Source organism: Nanchangia anserum, from assembly GCF_015240065.1.
GTDB lineage: Bacteria > Actinomycetota > Actinomycetes > Actinomycetales > Actinomycetaceae > Nanchangia > Nanchangia anserum.
In genome coordinates, this window is the sequence record NZ_CP060506.1 from 115,691 (window position 1) to 131,489 (window position 15,799).

Consider the following 15,799-nt stretch of genomic DNA (forward strand, 5'->3'; position numbering starts at 1 on the left):
GCGGTGCCCCCTCACCGAGTGGTGAGGGGGCACCGGAGGCACATGGTTCAGAGCTCCTTGATAATTGCCTCGACCGTCGCTTTGGCGTCACCGAACAGCATCGAGGAGTTCTCGTTGAAGAACAGCGGGTTTTGCACGCCCGCGTATCCCGTATTCATCGACCGCTTAAAGACGATGACCTTCCGGGCCTCCCACACATGCAACACCGGCATCCCCGCGATCGGTGACCCCGGCTCGGTTGCCGCCGGATTCACCGTGTCGTTGGCACCGATGACGAGGACGACGTCCGTGTCGGCGAAGTCGTCGTTGATCTCGTCCATCTCCAACACGATGTCGTAGGGAACCTTCGCCTCGGCCAGCAACACGTTCATATGCCCGGGCAGACGACCGGCCACCGGGTGAATGCCGAAACGCACGTTCACCCCGGCCTCGCGCAGCTTCTTCGTCAGATCCGCCACCGGATACTGGGCCTGCGCGACCGCCATGCCATATCCCGGGGTGATGATGACCGATGAGGCGTCTTTGAGCAGCTGCGCCGTCTCGGCGGCGCTGACCTCGGTGTGCTCGCCATAGTCCTTCGCCTCGCCCGTGACCGCGCCATCGGAGCCGAAACCACCGAGGATCACCGAGACGAACGAGCGATTCATCGCCTTGCACATGATGTAGGACAGGTAGGCACCCGAGGAGCCCACGAGGGCACCCGTGATGATGAGGAGTTCGTTGGAGAGCATGAAGCCGGCCGCAGCCGCCGCCCACCCCGAATAGGAATTCAGCATCGACACGACCACCGGCATATCGCCGCCGCCAATCGCGGCCACGAGATGCAGCCCGAGGGCCAGGGCAATCACCGTCATGACGATAAGGGCGATCCACGGCTGAACGCTGGAGGCACCCGGGGTAAACGACGCGATGAACCACACCATGAGGGCGATCGAGGCGACAATCGCCCCGACATTGAGCCAGTGGCGCCCCGGCAGCATCAACGGCGCACCCTTGATCTTCCCGCTGAGCTTGAGATAGGCGATAACCGACCCCGTCAGCGTTACCGCGCCGATAAAGACGCCAAGGAAGATCTCACCCAAATGGAATCCCGCGTCGTGGGGAGCCGGATCGGCGAGGATCTCCATAAACGTGTTGAAGCCGACGAGAACCGCCGCCAAGCCGACAAACGAATGCAGCATGGCGATGAGTTCGGGCATCCCCGTCATCTCGACGGTTCGCGCCCGCCACACGCCGATCGCCGCACCGATCGCCATCGCGACGACGATAAGCGCGAGAGTCGTCCCGAGGGAACGCCCCGTCGTTTGCACAAACGAATCGGCAGCAAACAGCGCCTTATACACCGTCGCCACCAGCGCGATCGTCATCCCGACAGCGCCATAGATGTTGCCGCGCAGTGCGGTCTCATTCTTCGATAGACCAGCCAACGCGAGGATGAACAGGATCGCCGCGGCAAGATAGGCCAGCCCCGTGATGTGGCCGGGCCAGTCATAGTCTGCCCCGAAAATCACCGCGGGCACCGGGGCCGTGAAGGACACCGTCATCATGACTTACTCGCCCTCCTTCCGGAACATCCCCAACATCCGGTGCGTGACGAGGAAGCCACCAAAGATATTGATCGACGCCACGACAATCGCGGCAAAGGCCAACACCGTCACCACCGTATTCGACGAGCCCACCTGCAACAGGGCCCCCACGAGGATGATGCCTGAAATCGCATTCGTCTCACTCATCAGCGGCGTGTGCAGCGAATGTGTCACCGCCGTGATGACGTAAAAGCCGACGACGATCGCCAGCGCCAAGACGATATAGAACGTCATCATCGACGGCGGCGTCGCCAACACGAGAGCAATACCCAAGACCACGGCAACGGTGAGACCGATCGTGCGCCACCGCTTTGCCTTCAGCGCCGCCTGCTCTTCCTCGGCACGCTGACGAGCCAGCTCCTCCTCGCTCGGCCCCGCAGGAGCCGGCGCCAGCGGGGCGGCCGAGACCGTCACGGGCGGTGGCGGCCACAGCTTCTCGCCGTCCTTGGCCACCGTCATGCCACGCACGACCTCGTCGTCCATATCCAACACCGGCTGACCGTCCTTATTCGGGGTCACCAGCTTGAAGAAATTCACGATGTTTTGGCCGTACAGCTGCGAGGCTTGCGCAGGCAAGCGACCAGCCAAATCGGTATAACCGAGAATCGTCACCCCGTTATCGGTCACGACCCGCTTACCCGGAACCGTCAGCTCACAGTTACCGCCATTGGCCGCGGCCATATCGACAATGACCGATCCCGGCTTCATCCGCGCGACCGCCTCGGCAGTGACGAGAATCGGGGACGTGCGCCCCGGGATATTCGCCGTCGTGACAACGATGTCGGCCTCACCCACCTGCTCGGTGTACAAGCGCAGCGCCGCATCTGCCTGATCGGCCGTCATCTCCTTGGCGTATCCGTCCGCAGACTCCTCGCTCGCCACCGGAATCGGCACGAACTCGGCACCCATCGACTCAACCTGCTCGGCAACCTCGGGACGCAGATCCGTCGAGCGAACAACCGCGCCCATCGAATTAGCCGTGCCAATGGCCGCCAAGCCCGCAACACCGGCACCAATGACGTACACGGTCGCGGGAGGAACCTTGCCCGCCGCCGTCACCTGGCCGGTAAACAGGCGACCGAACACGTTCGCGGCCTCAATGATCGCCCGATAACCCCCGACGTTGGCCATCGACGACAGCACGTCCAACGACTGAGCGCGAGAGATGCGGGGCACCGCATCCATCGCCAACGCCGTCACCTGGTGAGCCGTAAAGTAATCGACGACGTCGCCATGGCGCCCGGAGCCATCCGGGCAATAAACATCGCCCCCGGCCTTAGCTGATCGAGATAGGCCGACCCTGGGGTATCCATCGCCGTGACAATGTCGCACTGCCACACCTCAGCCGCGTTGGCGACCGTCGCACCCGCCTGCTCATACAGGGCATCGGGATATGACGCCAGAGCACCAGCACCGGACTCGACGACAACCTCGTACCCCAGCGCCATGAGCTTGGCGACCGTATCGGGTGTTGCAGCGACCAGAGTCTGCCCCTCCTGGGGCTCCTTAGGAACTCCGATACGCACTTCGTTTAACTCCTCCATAATGAGTTCACCGCACCGCGGTGGGCGCGCCCACATCCATGCGCGCGCAACACACCTAGTCTAGCCGCGCGGCCCAAAAAGTGGGCCTCCTCACCACCCCAAACGGGCAGTCATCGCACCCGCATACAAGGTTCAGAAGTCCCAGATACTCCCGCCATCGCCGCCCGCTACAGTGGAAGAGCATCCAGCCCAACCTCGGAGAGCACAATGACACTGTCGGTGCTAGGCGTCGTCCTCGCCCTCGCCTCTTCCTCCTATCCACGTCCCCCTCCCTCATGCCGCGCCCCTGGTGGGCCCAAGCCATCATGTCCGGTGCACTTATGGTCGCCGGCTACCTCACCGGCTTCGTCATCGACTGGCTCGCCCGCCTCATCGCCGACTGGATGAACCTCACCGTTACCTACGACCCCCGCGTCTCAAGCGCCTTGAGGATCGGTGGACTGGCAGCTCTCGCAGTCGTTTTCATCGCCTTGCTGGTCATCAACTATCGCTCGGCCCGACGCACGGCCGCCCTCGTCGGCATGCCGGCGCCTTCGCTAGCCCGCTATGTCGGCTCGCTCGTCGGGGCATTCGCCGTCACCAGCGCCCTCGTCTTCATCTACGAGGCGATCTATCAGGTATGGCGCCTTGTCCTCATGGCCGCTGAACCGCTTCGCATCCCCGCGACCGTGGCGACGTGGCTCGCCTGGGCCCTCGTCGCCGTCATCGTGTTGCTCGGGGTGGAGTGGGGACTCATTCGGCAGGTCGTCAAGGCAGCATCACGCTGGGCTTCGACGCGCGACCGGCAAACCCCGCATGGAGTCGAAGCTCCCGCCGTCGCCGAACGCTCGGCCAGCCCGGGATCGGCGGTGCGGTGGGCGTCGACGGCGCGCGAAGGCAAACGCTATCTCGGCGGTGCCCCCATGCAGCCGCGAATTGAGGCGCTGACACGCCGCGCCGCACGCGAGCCTGTGCGGGTCTATTCCTCGCTGGTTGCCCACGGCGAAAATCTCGATGCCAGTGTCGAGGAAGCGATGAGTGAGTTGCGCCGCACGGGGGCTTTCTCCCGATCGGTCATCCTCGTCGTCGTTCCCACCGGATCCGGGTGGGTCGACGAATGGAATGTCCAGGCCCTCGAGTACCTCACGGGTGGCGACTGTGCCAGCGTCGCCGTTCAGTACTCGTACCTGCCCAGCTGGATGACGTTCCTCAGTTACCGCGAGCAGGCGGCCGAGGGAGGGTATCGTGTGATCGACGCCGTGGCGGCCGAGATTGCTCGGATGGACCCGGCCCATCGGCCGCGACTATTCGTCACGGGCGAGTCTTTGGGGTCCTATGGCGCGCAGGCGGCATTCGCCTCGCCGGCGGAGCTACTCGATCGCGTCGACGGCGCCTTGTGGATCGGCACGCCGGGATTCACCGAGCTGCTCAAAACGTTGACGTGCGCGCGGCACCGCGGCTCGCCCCAGATTGCCCCCGTTGTCGACAACGCCCGGCACGTGCGTTTCGCGACGAAACCGGCCGACCTCCACACCGACCTCTATGGGCGCGAATTGGGCCGGTGGGAGTTCCCCCGCATCGTCTATGTCCAACACGCCTCTGATCCGGTCGTGTGGTGGACACCCGACCTCGCCTGGAAAATCCCCGACTGGATCGGGGAACGCGCGGGGGCGGACGTGTCGCCGCGCCTACGGTGGCACCGGCTGGTCACGTGCATCCAGCTGCTGTGCGATCTGCCGCTGGCCGAATCGGCACCAGCGGGTCACGGCCACTCCTACCACGCCGAGCTGGTGCCGGCGTGGCGCGCGATCCTCGGCCTCGACCCCGACGAGGAAGCCGACGCGGCGATCGCCCAGGCGATCGCCGCTCACCCGGTGTAGCGGCGATCCACGCCGTGCACCGGGCGGGCGAGCATACCTAGCGGATGACGGCACCCGTGCGCGCCGGTAGGACGAGGTCTGTGCCCTCGCCGCTGCCCCCGCCCGCGATAATCGCGGTCTCGGTAAGGACGCCCGGCAGCGTGATCTCGCGGTCGGAGTGGTTGAGGAAGAACAGGCAGTCGCCACGGGAGACGCATTCGATGCCTGCCGGCCACAGCTGCGCACCCGTCGGGGCGAGGTTGGCGCTCGAGGCTGTGAGAGCCGCCAAGGCCACGCGCCCCGGAGCCTGTAGTTGGGTTCCCACCCACCAGATTGCACCGACGCGACCGAGCGGGGACGGAGAGAACCGCAGTCGCGTGATGGCGGGGACTCCGGCGTAATCGGCGGCGGCCCCACGCTGGGCGTAGCGGGCAAGAACCTCAACGTCCGGGTTCGTCGTTTCCAACAGGTCGGCCCAGTCCTCACCGGTGCACCAGCCTTCGTCGAGGCCGGCCGCCTGAGCGACCTTCGCCAGGTCAGAATCGGCCTTCACCGACAGCTCGATGGGGCCCTGCGCGGCGGGGGTTGACACGGCCCCGCTGATGCGATCGATGCGCGGGCGCGTGGGCTCGTTCGTCCACGGCCAGTGACTCGCCTGGGCCTCGCACGCGTGATCGTAGATACGCACCCCCGCCTCGCGGGCCAGGGGACCGCCGTAGCCACCCAGGAAGGCGTGAAGCTGCGCATCGGTGTGTGCGGTGGGACCGGCCAGGAGGACGTGCGTACCGGCCTCGGCGGCGCGTCGGATGCGCGCCGCCAGGTCGCTTCCATCGCCAGGCACGGCGACGAGTCCCGGGATGACGACGATGTCGTAGGGGGCGAACTCGGCGTCCACCGGCAGGATGTCGACGCCAAATCCGGCCTCCCACCACGTGCGATGCCAGTGGCGGACCTCGCGGAAGTGATCGAGCGGTGCCCGCGAAATCAACGCCTCGCCGGCCCACTGGGCTTTCCAGTCGAGGACGATGCCGATGCGGTTCGTCGGCACCTGACCGACGACGTCGGCGAGCTTGTCGAGGTCCTCGCCCAGCTCACAGACCTCGCGCCACTGAGGCGTCTCGGTGCCGGCGTGGGGCAGCATCCCCGAATGGAACGTCTCGGAACCGGATTCGGACTGGCGCCACTGGAACTGGAGGATGCCATCGGCGCCGTGGCCCACGCGCGACAGTGACCACAACCGATACTGTCCGGGGCGCTTCGTCGCGTTGGACTCGCGCCACTGCACCGCGCCCGGGGCCTGTTCCATGAGGAGGAAGGGACGGTTGCCGCCAAGGGAGCGCATGAGGTCACCGGTCATCGCCACCTCGTGGGCGGCGAAGGGGGTCGCGGGGTCGGGATAGGAGTCGTCGGCGACGACGTCAACGGCCTCGGCCCACGTCCAGTAGTCGATGGGCGCGAACATCCCCATGAAATTGGTCGTGATCGGCACATCCGGTGTGATCTCGCGCAGGACGGCCGCCTCGGCCTCGTAGCAGGCCCGCAGCTGGTCGGAGAAGAAATGACGCCAGTCGCGCAGGTGGCCGGGATTGTGGAACGTCGGCAGCGACGCCGGTGCGCCGATCTCGTCGAATGAGGCGTAGCGCTGAGACCAAAACGTCGTTCCCCACGACGCGTTGAGGGCGTCAATGTTGAGGTAGCGCTCTGCCAGCCACGTGCGGAAGGCGGCGATCGACACGGGATCAAAGGACTCGCTGACGTGGCAGCCGTATTCGTTGTTGATGTGCCACAGCGCCAGCGCCGGATGGAACGCGACCGCCTGGGCGAGCGCGCGCGTCAGCGCGGTCGCCTTCTCGCGATAGATCGGGCTGGTCGGGCTGTAGTGTTGGCGCGAGCCGAACTCGAGGACGCGCCCATCGCGGTCGATCGGCAAGGTCTCGGGATAGGTGCGGGCCAGCCACGCGGGCGGCGAGGCGGTACCCGTCGCCAGGTCGACGCTGATTCCCGCCTCGGCGCAACGATCCATGATGTCGATGAGCCACGCGAAATCGTAGCGGCCCTCTTCGGGCTCGGTGAGGGCCCACGAGAATACGCCCAGAGTGACGAGATTGACCTTCGCTTCACCCATCAGGCGAATGTCCTCGGTGATGGTGGCGTCGTCCCACTGTTCCGGGTTCCAGTCGCCGCCGTAGCGAACGCCGAGCGCACTCATGTGTTTCCTCTCGTTGGGGTCACCGGTCTCTACGTACGCTATCGCATCCCTTTACCTCGGCAACGGCAGCGGCGTGGGGCCGAGGGGAAAGCGCGGGGCCTCCCCGTGTCAGTCACGGGGAGGCCCCAATCGATCCCGCTCAGCGGGAATGAGCGCTACTTCGCGTCAGCGATGCGCTGGCGGAACTTCGCCAGCTGGTCACGAACCTCGGCGGGAACGTGGTCACCGAACTGCTCGAAGTACTTCTCGGTGTCGTCCATCTCGGCGGCCCAGGCGTCGGGGTCGATGGCGAACAGCTTGTTCCACGTCTCCTCGTCGATGTCGTCGAGACCGTCAAGGTTGAAGTCCTCGAACTTCGGGTACAGGCCGGTCACGCCCTCAATGGCCTCGACCTCGCCGGCGGCGCGGCGAACGATCCAGTCGAGAACGCGGCTGTTGTCGCCGTAACCCGGCCACATGAACTTGCCGTCCTCGTCCTTGCGGAACCAGTTGACCTGGTAGACCTTCGGGAACTTGTCGCCCAGCTCGCGCTGCATCTCGATCCAGTGACCCCAGTAGTCGGCCATGTTGTAGCCGCAGAAGGGCAGCATGGCGAACGGGTCGTGGCGCAGCGAACCGGCCTTGACGTCGGTCGCGGCAGCGGTGACCTCGGAGGCAACCGACGCACCGATGAACACGCCGTGAGCCGGCTCGTACTGCTCGGCAACCAGCGGCACGTTGGTGGCGCGGCGACCGCCGAAGAGGATGGCGTCGATGGCCACGCCTTCGGGGGCCTCCCAGTCGGAGCAGATGATCGGGCACTGCGAGGCAGGCGTCGTGAAGCGCGAGTTCGGGTGCGCGGCCTTCTTGCCGGCAGCCGTGTCCTCGGGCGTGAAGTCGTTGCCCTGCCAGTCAATGAGGTGCTCGGGCTGCGGCTCGTCGCAGCCTTCCCACCACACGTCACCGTCGTCGGTCAGCGCGACGTTGGTGAAGATCGAGTTGGCCTTCATCGTCTCCATGGCCATCGGGTTGGTGTCGTGGCGACGTACCCGGGGCAACGCCGAAGAAGCCGGCCTCGGGGTTGATCGCGCGCAGGCGGCCGTCCTCGCCGGGGCGCATCCACGCGATGTCGTCGCCGACCGTCTCGACCTTGTAGCCGGGGATGGTGGGCTGGAGCATGGCGAGGTTCGTCTTGCCGCAGGCCGAGGGGAAGGCCGCGGTGACGTGGTACTGCTTGCCGCTCTTCTCGTCGGTCAGGCGCAGGATGAGCATGTGCTCGGCCATCCAGCCGTCACGACGCGCCATCGTCGAGGCGATGCGCAGCGCGTAGCACTTCTTGCCCAGCAGCGCGTTGCCGCCGTAGCCCGAACCGAAGGACCAGATCTCGTTGGTCTCGGGGAAGTGGGTGATGTACTTCTCGTCGTTGCACGGCCACGCCGTGTCTTCTTCGCCCTCAGCCAGCGGCACGCCGACGGAGTGGATCGCGGGAACCCACTCGGCACCCTCGTTGATGAGGTCCATGGCCTTGGCGCCCATGCGGGTCATGATGCGCATGTTGCACACGACGTAGGGCGAGTCGGAGATCTCGATGCCCAGCTGCGAGATCGGGCCACCGAGGGGACCCATCGAGAACGGCACGACGTACATCGTGCGACCCGCAGCCAGCCATCGAACTTCTCGTTCAGGATGGCCTTCATTTCCTTCGGGTCAGCCCAGTTGTTGGTCGGGCCGGCGTCCTCTTCCTTCTCGCAGCAGATGAAGGTGCGCGACTCGACGCGGGCAACGTCGGAGGGCAGCGAGCGAGCGAGGAAGGAGTTGGGGCGCTTATCGGGGTTGAGGCGGGTGAACATGCCGGACTCGACCATCTGGTCGGTCAGACGCTTCCACTCTTCTTCCGAACCGTCGCAGAATTCGATGCGCGCGGGCTTGGTGAGTTCAGCCGTCTTGACAACCCAGTCCACGACCTCGGCGGGCGCGTTGGCGGGAGCGGCGTCACGGATGTCCTTCTCCGTCACAGTCATATGTGATGCCTCCTCGGCAAATAGTGGCTGGCGACGCCTGGCGACGCCGCCGGATACGTCTCCTATTGTTCCCGATTTTTTTCTTCGTGCATAGGCGAAGGTCCCTCAGGGCGGCCTCGCGACCTGTGACGCATCTGACAGGCGGCGTCGGGTGGGGACTTTGGTCAGCGGTTGGCGGCGATGCGCAAGCCAGGCGTGGTGTGCCCGAGGCGGTGGCGGCCCCTTTTGATTACTTGGGGCCAAAGATGGAGTGAGGAATGCGGGGGGCGGTTTGGTGGTTGATAAAATTTCTGTCTGATTCCCACGTGTGAGGGACAGACATATACGAGTCTCAAGGAGGAGCGATGACCTCGTACGCTATTGGTATTGATATTGGTGGATCCGGTGTTAAGGGTGCGTTAGTCAACGCCCATACCGGCACACTCGAATCGGATGTGCACACGGTTGCCACGCCCTACCCGGCGACTCCCCAGGCCGTTCTTGACGCGTGTGCGCGCGTCGTCGAGCTCATCGGCGGTCCCGAGGATGCCCCGATCGGGATCTCGTTCCCCGCCCCGATCGTCCACGGCCGCATCCCTTTTATGGCCAATCTCGACCAGGAATGGGTCGGCATCACCATCACGGACCTCGTCAGCGAGCGTCTGAACCGCCACACCGTTGTCGTCAACGACGGTGATGCCGCGGCCATCGGCGAATACACCTTCGGTGCCGCCGCCGACGTCGACGGAGTTGTCGTCGTGACGACGCTGGGCACGGGCATTGGCTCGGGCATCGTCGTGAACGGCACGCTCGTGCCGAATACGGAATTGGGCCACCTTGAGATCGATGGAAACGAAGCGGAAAAGCGTGCCTCGGCGAAGGTGAAGACCGACGAAAACCTCGATTGGGAGCAGTACACGCAGCGTCTGCAACGCTACTACGAACACGTCGAAATGCTGTTCTCGCCCGACCTCTTTGTCATCGGCGGGGGAATTTCGGAAAACGCCGATAAATTCATCCCGAACCTCAAGCTGAGGACCCCGGTTCGCTGCGCGGGACTGCGCAACACGGCGGGCATCGTCGGTGCCGCCGCAGCGGTGCTTGCCTAGACACGACGACAAACCGGCGGCGGGACCCACGTGGCCCGCCGCCGGTTTGCGTGTGGGTGCCCGCCGTGACGCACGAGTGAGGGGCCTGCCCAAGCGGGCAGGCCCCTCACAGTTCCGCGCGAATTAGCGGTTCTTGAAGGCCGAGTCGAACGCGGCCTCGGGCAGGGAATACGTGTGGGCGCGGGCGAAGGCGAGCGCCTTGGGGGCGCCCTCGAGCCGGTCCATGCCGGCGTCCTCCCACTCCACCGACAGCGGACCGGCGTAGCCGATCTGGTCGAGCGTGCGGAAGTAGCGCTCAAAGTCGGCGTCACCGAGCCCGGCCGAGACGAAGTTCCAGCCGCGGCGCACCCCGCCCCACGGCAGGTGCGAGGACAGGCGGCCGTTGCGGCCGTCGAAGTGCAGCTTCGTGTCCTTGACGTGGACGTGGTAGATCCGGTCGGCAAAGTCGGCGAGGAACACGGCCGGGTCCAGGCCCTGCCACAGCATGTGCGACGGGTCCCAGTTGATGCCGAAGTTCTCGCGATGACCGATCGCGTCCAGGGTGGCCTTGGTCGTCCAGTAGTCGTAGGCGATCTCGGAGGGGTGAACCTCGAGGGCGAACTTGACGCCGGCCTCATCGAACGCATCGATGATCGGGTTCCACCGGTCCGCAAAGTCCTGATAACCGGCCTCGATGACGTCGGCGCCGACCGGCGGATACATCGCGACGTAGGGCCAGATCTTCGACCCGGTGAAGCCCGTGACGACCTTCGCCCCCACGCGCGCGGCGGCCTTCGCCGTCACCTTCATCTCCTCGGCGGCGCGCTGGCGCACGCCCTCGGGGTCGCCGTCGCCCCACGTACGGGCGCTGAGCAGGCCGCGGTGGCGGAAGTCGATCGGGTCGTCGCAGACGCACTGGCCCGTCGAGTGATTCGAGATGGCGTACAGCTTGAGGTCGAATTCCTCCAGCGTGGCGCGGAACGACGCGACGTAGTCGTCATCTTCGGCCGCACGGAACACGTCGAGGTGATCTCCCGAGGCGGCGACCTCCAGGCCGTCGTAGCCCCACTCGTGGGCGAGGCGGCACACCTCGCGGAAGGGAAGGTCGACCCACTGGCCGGTGAACAGGGTAATGGTGCGAGACATGAGATTTCTCCTTCGGGCTAGGCCTGCTCGGGGTGGACGACCTCGCGGGTTTCGTCAGAGCGAATGACGGCCTCGAGGATCTTCAGGCAGCGAATGACCGAGGCGTTCGTGATCGCGGGTTCCTCGCGGCCCTCGGCGGCGGCAAGCGCATTGCGGTAGAAGTCCATGACGTCGCTGTCGACCTCGGGCAGGGGCAGCTCCTCGACCGGCGGGGTCGTCGACGCCATCTTCGCGTAGTCCATGATGCGCGGGGCCATGGTCTTCGTCAGGCCGACGCCGGCCTGGATGGGAGTCGCATCGTCTTCCTCGGCACCCGTGTGGCGGATGATCCGCCCGTTCATCTCCCAGTCCTCAATGATCGCGCAGCCCGTGGCCGACTGTAGGTAGAACTTGGGCAGCGTGATGTAGGCGTTGGTCGAGACGTCGACGAGGGCGCGGAAGCCGTTGGCGAAGCGGAAGTAGGCCTGGAAGCCGTCATCGACATCGTGGCCGGCGACGAAGCTGCGCACGCCGTAGACGTCGACGACGGGGGAGTCGACCATCATGAGCAGGCGATCGACCGTGTGCACGCCCCAGTCGAGGATCATGCCGCCGCCCTGCTCGGGGAGTTGACGCCAGTCGCCGGGGATACCGCGCGAGCCGTGGATGCGCTGTTCGAGGTAGGTGGCCGGGCCGATCAGCTCCTCGTCGCAAATCTTCTTGATGACCTGGTAGTCGGGATCCCAGCGGCGGTTCTGGTGAACCATGAACAGCTTGCCGGTTTCGCGCGAGACCTCATCGACGTCTTCCATCTCGGCCGAGGTCATCATGGCGGGTTTTTCGCACAGGACGTCCTTGCCGGCCTTCATCGCCTCGACCGCGTAGTCGTGGTGGGAGTCGTTGGGGGTGCAGATGAAGACGAAGTCGACTGCCGAATCGTCGAGGATCTCCTGGAACGACTCGTACACGTGCAGGCCGTCGGCCTCGGCGTCGTCGTTGGCGCGCGGATCGATGTCGTAGATCCCCTTGACCTCAGCGCCGTCGATCTGCTGCAGATTCTTCCAGTGATAGACACCCTGCGTGCCGTACCCAACAATCGCAAATGTATGAGTCATTTATGGGACCTCCTTGTCGAACCACGCATCGCGCTCTCGCGACGTCGGCCGGAGCAGAGAATTCGCGCGGCGTCTCCAGCTCGGCACTTGCACGCTAAAGCGCGCTCGGGTTCGTGACCAAGGAGTGAGCCCCCTACTTATGCATCAATGGGGCTCAAGTGGATGTTAGTGGGGAGCGACGACCTTATCGACGACGAGGCGCGCACACCCGCGCGTCGCATCCTGGGTCGGGTGGGGCGCGCACACGACTTTCAGCGTGCGGCTGGCCAGCGGCAGGGACTGCGCCTCGATGATGCGCTCGACGTTGGTGACGAATTCGGCCGACAGGTTGGGAACCGTCCCGGCCAGGATGATCGTGTCGGGGTTAAAGAAACTGACGAGGACCGAGAGGACCCCGCCCAGTGCCGCCGAGCATGTCGAGAGCAAACTGCGCGCGGCCGAGTTTCCGCTCTGGGCCGCGCGGGCCACCTGCTCGACGCTGGCGGGGGCCGTAAGATCGCGCTCGTCGCTGGTGGCAATGTCACCGGGCAGCGACAGTGCAGCCGCGTCGCGTTCGATGGCCCACCCTCCGGCGATGGCTTCCAGGCAACCCGTGCGCCCGCAGCGGCATCCCACGGACTCGTGGGTGGCGACGGGAATATGGCCGATGTCGCCGGCTGCACCCTGCGCGCCGCGGTGGATCGTGCCGCGGGTGATGATGCCCGCCCCGATACCCGTGCCGAGCAGGACATAGATAGCGTCGGTGGCGCCGGTGATCCCCGGGTACCCCAAGGCCATGGCGTTGACGTCATTGTCGACGGTGACGGGGACGTCGAAGCGTGACGACACATAGCCAATGACATCGAATCCGTCCCACCCGGGCATGATCGGGGGTGAGACGGGGATGCCGGTGGCGTAGTCAATCGGGCCGGGCAGGCAGATGCCCAAGCCCCACAGGGGGCGCTCGGGGTCAATGACCGTCGTGAGGTCGTCACATACGCGCGACAACGTCTCGACGGGGCCGCGTTGGATCGGCCATTCGCGCTGAACTTCGGTGATGACGTTGCCCGCCAGGTCGGTCAGGGCAACCTGATAGCGGCGAGTCGCGATGTTGGCGGTGAGCACCGAGGCGGTGGAATCCGCAAAACGCCACGCCTGGGGTGCGCGCCCACCTGTCGAGGGCGCGTTGCCGTTGCGTTCGAGCAGACCGGCGATCTCGGCCTGCGACAACAGGTTCGATACGGCGTTTCGACCGATACCCGTCTGCTCGCAGAGCTGTGCCCGCGTGTGGGCCCGGTTCGCGCGCACGAGCCGGACGACCTCGGCGAGATCGTCGTGGGTGGCAAGAAGGCGCGGTTGATCGGAGAGGAGCATTGGAGATCTCTCTTGTCGGGGTCGCCCGGGCGGGACTAATGGCTCACTCCCACACTAATGCATCTTGCGTGCAAAAGACGGCCGGCGAGCATTGCTGCCCCCAGGGACCCGTTCTTAATCTGCGCATATGGGCTATGCCCACTGGTTGCGGCCATCACACGTCCTTCGGCCAGAAGACGTGGTTGCCGCCGCGTCTGATCCTCCAATGATGGAGAAAGGACCGAAACATGAGCCACATCAAGAGGGGTGTGTCCCTCTACAGTCTTCAAGATGCTTACGGGCGCGGAGGCCTCGGTCTCGAAGGCTGCGTCGAAGCAGTTGAAAAGATGGGGACCGAGGGGATCGAAATCCTCAGCGATCAGATGATTCGCGGGGCCGCCAACGCTAGCGAGGAAACCCTGGCCGAATGGGACCGCATCATGGAGGCGCACCCGCTCGAGCGCGCCGTCAACGACATCTTCATTAATTCCTCGCTGTACAAGAACCGCTGGCTGACCCTGGACGAGCAGGTCGCCGCCCTCGAAGCCGACCTCAAGCTCACCCACCGCCTGGGGATCCCGCTGGTGCGCCTGGTCTCGCGCACCGACCCCGCGGTCATCCGCCGCACCCTGCCGCTGGCCGAGAAGCTCGGCGTCACCATGGCGGTCGAGGTCCACGCCGGCATGAGCTTCCGCCACCCGATGACGGCGGCGTGGATCAAGGAGATGAAGGCGGTTGACAGCCCCTTCGTCGGCCTCGTCGTTGACTTTGGCATCTACTGCCAGCGTCACCCGCGCGTGTCCTCGAACTACTTCAAGCACCTCGGCGTCAGCGAGGACGTCATCTCGTGGATCGACGACGTGTTCGCCTCCGGCACCGATCCGTCTGCCGCGTTCCAGGGCGACGGCTCGAACGAGGAGTCCTTCGAGCAGCCGATCTTCCCCGATGAGCTGCGTAAGATGTTCCGCCACCCGCTTGACGAGTTCTACGCGATGATGTCGACCGGTTACGAGAACACGAGCCTCGACACCCTCGACGAATACCTGCCGTGGATTAAGTCCTTCCACGGCAAGTTCTGGGAAATGACGGATGAGGGTGAGGAATACTCGATCGATTACTCCCGGATTATCGAGCGCCTGAAGAAGCTGGGCTTCGAGGGCTACATCTGCTCAGAGTACGAGGGCCAGCGCTTCGTGGTCCCGGGTGAAGAAATCCGCGACATCGAGCAGGTCTCCAAGCATCAGGACATGCTGGCGCGCTACATCAACGACGGGAAGTGAGAAACAGAAATGTTCGACGGTTACATTTACACCGAAGGCAGCGAAAAGCCTGTTTGGGAAGACGACAAGATCGTCGGGTTTGATATCGCTACCCGCATTCCCTACTACCGCGGCATTCCCCTGTCGATGGTTCACGACGTCGAGGTCGTCGTCGACGGCAAGCCTGTCGAGCGCGAGACGATCCGCTTCAGCGCCGATAACGGCGAGCACTGGTTCACCCTCGACGAGCTGTGGACAGTGTCGTCGTTCAGGTGGGAATACGCCGACGAGGCAATCGTGCGGGTCATGCGCCCCGACGGACTGGGAGCGGGCGAGCACGACGTCACCTTGCGAGTGAGCATTCGCGTCGCCTACATCCCCGTCCCCTTCTCGGGAGAAAACACCCGGAAGGTCGTCATTCCCGCCTCCTAAGTCGAGGCTGGGCGGCGGGAGGTTGTCTCCCGCCGCCCACTCATATTCCGCGGGGGGGGGGACGGTCATCTGTGGCTGTGTTTCGATGAGGTCGCGACACGCCGCAGGCGATCCCGCGGGAATCCAGCGAGCCAATCGATCGACACCCAGCAACGCGTCGGCGAGCAGACGCGCGATCCCGGTGATCTCGTCACTGTGGTCGCGCCCGCCCATGCGCACGACGATGCGCTCGCCGATTGTCGGCAAGACCCGGCGCCGAATCGAGGATTCGACGATCGAGGCAAAGAGATTG

9 protein-coding genes and 2 pseudogenes are annotated in these 15,799 nt (G+C 65.0%); 4 read left to right on the plus strand and 7 right to left on the minus strand.

What is annotated here, in order from left to right; all coding sequences use genetic code 11:
* Positions 1 to 47 precede the first annotated feature (47 nt).
* Both pntB and H8R18_RS00480 read right to left on the minus strand, forming a co-directional pair.
* Entirely contained in the window at positions 48 to 1,544 is a 1,497-nt protein-coding gene (pntB, locus tag H8R18_RS00475) for a Re/Si-specific NAD(P)(+) transhydrogenase subunit beta (RefSeq protein WP_191072010.1), read from the minus strand.
* 6 nt (positions 1,545 to 1,550) lie between these two features.
* Positions 1,551 to 3,112 (minus strand): annotated as a pseudogene (locus tag H8R18_RS00480) (Re/Si-specific NAD(P)(+) transhydrogenase subunit alpha).
* 293 nt (positions 3,113 to 3,405) lie between these two features.
* Between H8R18_RS00480 and H8R18_RS00485 the strand changes: the two are divergent.
* Complete coding sequence (locus H8R18_RS00485; protein WP_194189291.1) at positions 3,406 to 4,989, plus strand: alpha/beta-hydrolase family protein; 1,584 nt, start codon at positions 3,406 to 3,408, stop codon at positions 4,987 to 4,989.
* 37 nt (positions 4,990 to 5,026) lie between these two features.
* On the opposite strand, the gene H8R18_RS00490 is transcribed toward H8R18_RS00485, so the two are convergent.
* Positions 5,027 to 7,177 (minus strand): beta-galactosidase, encoded by a 2,151-nt coding sequence (locus tag H8R18_RS00490; protein ID WP_191071748.1) that lies wholly within the window; start codon positions 7,175 to 7,177, stop codon positions 5,027 to 5,029.
* Between the two features lie 155 nt (positions 7,178 to 7,332).
* A pseudogene (locus H8R18_RS00495) lies at positions 7,333 to 9,177 on the minus strand (phosphoenolpyruvate carboxykinase (GTP)).
* A gap of 344 nt (positions 9,178 to 9,521) precedes the next feature.
* Between H8R18_RS00495 and ppgK the strand changes: the two are divergent.
* A complete protein-coding gene (gene ppgK, locus H8R18_RS00500; protein WP_191071750.1) occupies positions 9,522 to 10,265 on the plus strand; it encodes a polyphosphate--glucose phosphotransferase in 744 nt (247 codons plus the stop codon).
* A gap of 123 nt (positions 10,266 to 10,388) precedes the next feature.
* Here the strand turns inward: ppgK and H8R18_RS00505 are convergent, their stop codons facing one another.
* The 3 genes from H8R18_RS00505 to H8R18_RS00515 all read right to left on the minus strand — a co-directional run bounded on the left by H8R18_RS00505 (position 10,389) and on the right by H8R18_RS00515 (position 13,837).
* Complete coding sequence (locus H8R18_RS00505) at positions 10,389 to 11,390, minus strand: sugar phosphate isomerase/epimerase family protein (RefSeq protein WP_191071751.1); 1,002 nt, start codon at positions 11,388 to 11,390, stop codon at positions 10,389 to 10,391.
* A gap of 17 nt (positions 11,391 to 11,407) precedes the next feature.
* Entirely contained in the window at positions 11,408 to 12,484 is a 1,077-nt protein-coding gene (locus H8R18_RS00510) for a Gfo/Idh/MocA family oxidoreductase (protein ID WP_191071752.1), read from the minus strand.
* A 165-nt stretch (positions 12,485 to 12,649) separates the two neighbouring features.
* Positions 12,650 to 13,837 carry an ROK family protein gene (locus tag H8R18_RS00515; protein ID WP_191071753.1) on the minus strand — a complete coding sequence of 396 codons (1,188 nt, stop codon included), beginning with the start codon at positions 13,835 to 13,837 and terminating at the stop codon, positions 12,650 to 12,652.
* A gap of 227 nt (positions 13,838 to 14,064) precedes the next feature.
* Here H8R18_RS00515 and H8R18_RS00520 point away from each other — a divergent pair, with 227 nt between their 5' ends.
* Together H8R18_RS00520 and H8R18_RS00525 are read left to right on the plus strand one after the other, a co-directional pair.
* Positions 14,065 to 15,096 carry a sugar phosphate isomerase/epimerase family protein gene (locus tag H8R18_RS00520; RefSeq protein ID WP_191071754.1) on the plus strand — a complete coding sequence of 344 codons (1,032 nt, stop codon included), beginning with the start codon at positions 14,065 to 14,067 and terminating at the stop codon, positions 15,094 to 15,096.
* A 9-nt stretch (positions 15,097 to 15,105) separates the two neighbouring features.
* Positions 15,106 to 15,507, plus strand: a complete 402-nt coding sequence (locus H8R18_RS00525) for a C-glycoside deglycosidase beta subunit domain-containing protein (protein WP_194189292.1) — start codon at positions 15,106 to 15,108, stop codon at positions 15,505 to 15,507.
* The last annotated feature ends 292 nt before the right edge of the window (positions 15,508 to 15,799 follow it).

Excerpts from the sequence above, each read along its gene's own strand:
- pntB (WP_191072010.1), bottom strand. The coding sequence starts at position 1,544 with ATGACGGTGTCCTTCACGGCCCCGGTGCCCGCGGTGATTTTCGGGGCA.
- H8R18_RS00485 (WP_194189291.1), top strand. The coding sequence starts at position 3,406 with ATGCCGCGCCCCTGGTGGGCCCAAGCCATCATGTCCGGTGCACTTATG.
- H8R18_RS00490 (WP_191071748.1), bottom strand. The coding sequence starts at position 7,177 with ATGAGTGCGCTCGGCGTTCGCTACGGCGGCGACTGGAACCCGGAACAG.
- ppgK (WP_191071750.1), top strand. The coding sequence starts at position 9,522 with ATGACCTCGTACGCTATTGGTATTGATATTGGTGGATCCGGTGTTAAG.
- H8R18_RS00505 (WP_191071751.1), bottom strand. The coding sequence starts at position 11,390 with ATGTCTCGCACCATTACCCTGTTCACCGGCCAGTGGGTCGACCTTCCC.
- H8R18_RS00510 (WP_191071752.1), bottom strand. The coding sequence starts at position 12,484 with ATGACTCATACATTTGCGATTGTTGGGTACGGCACGCAGGGTGTCTAT.
- H8R18_RS00515 (WP_191071753.1), bottom strand. The coding sequence starts at position 13,837 with ATGCTCCTCTCCGATCAACCGCGCCTTCTTGCCACCCACGACGATCTC.
- H8R18_RS00520 (WP_191071754.1), top strand. The coding sequence starts at position 14,065 with ATGAGCCACATCAAGAGGGGTGTGTCCCTCTACAGTCTTCAAGATGCT.
- H8R18_RS00525 (WP_194189292.1), top strand. The coding sequence starts at position 15,106 with ATGTTCGACGGTTACATTTACACCGAAGGCAGCGAAAAGCCTGTTTGG.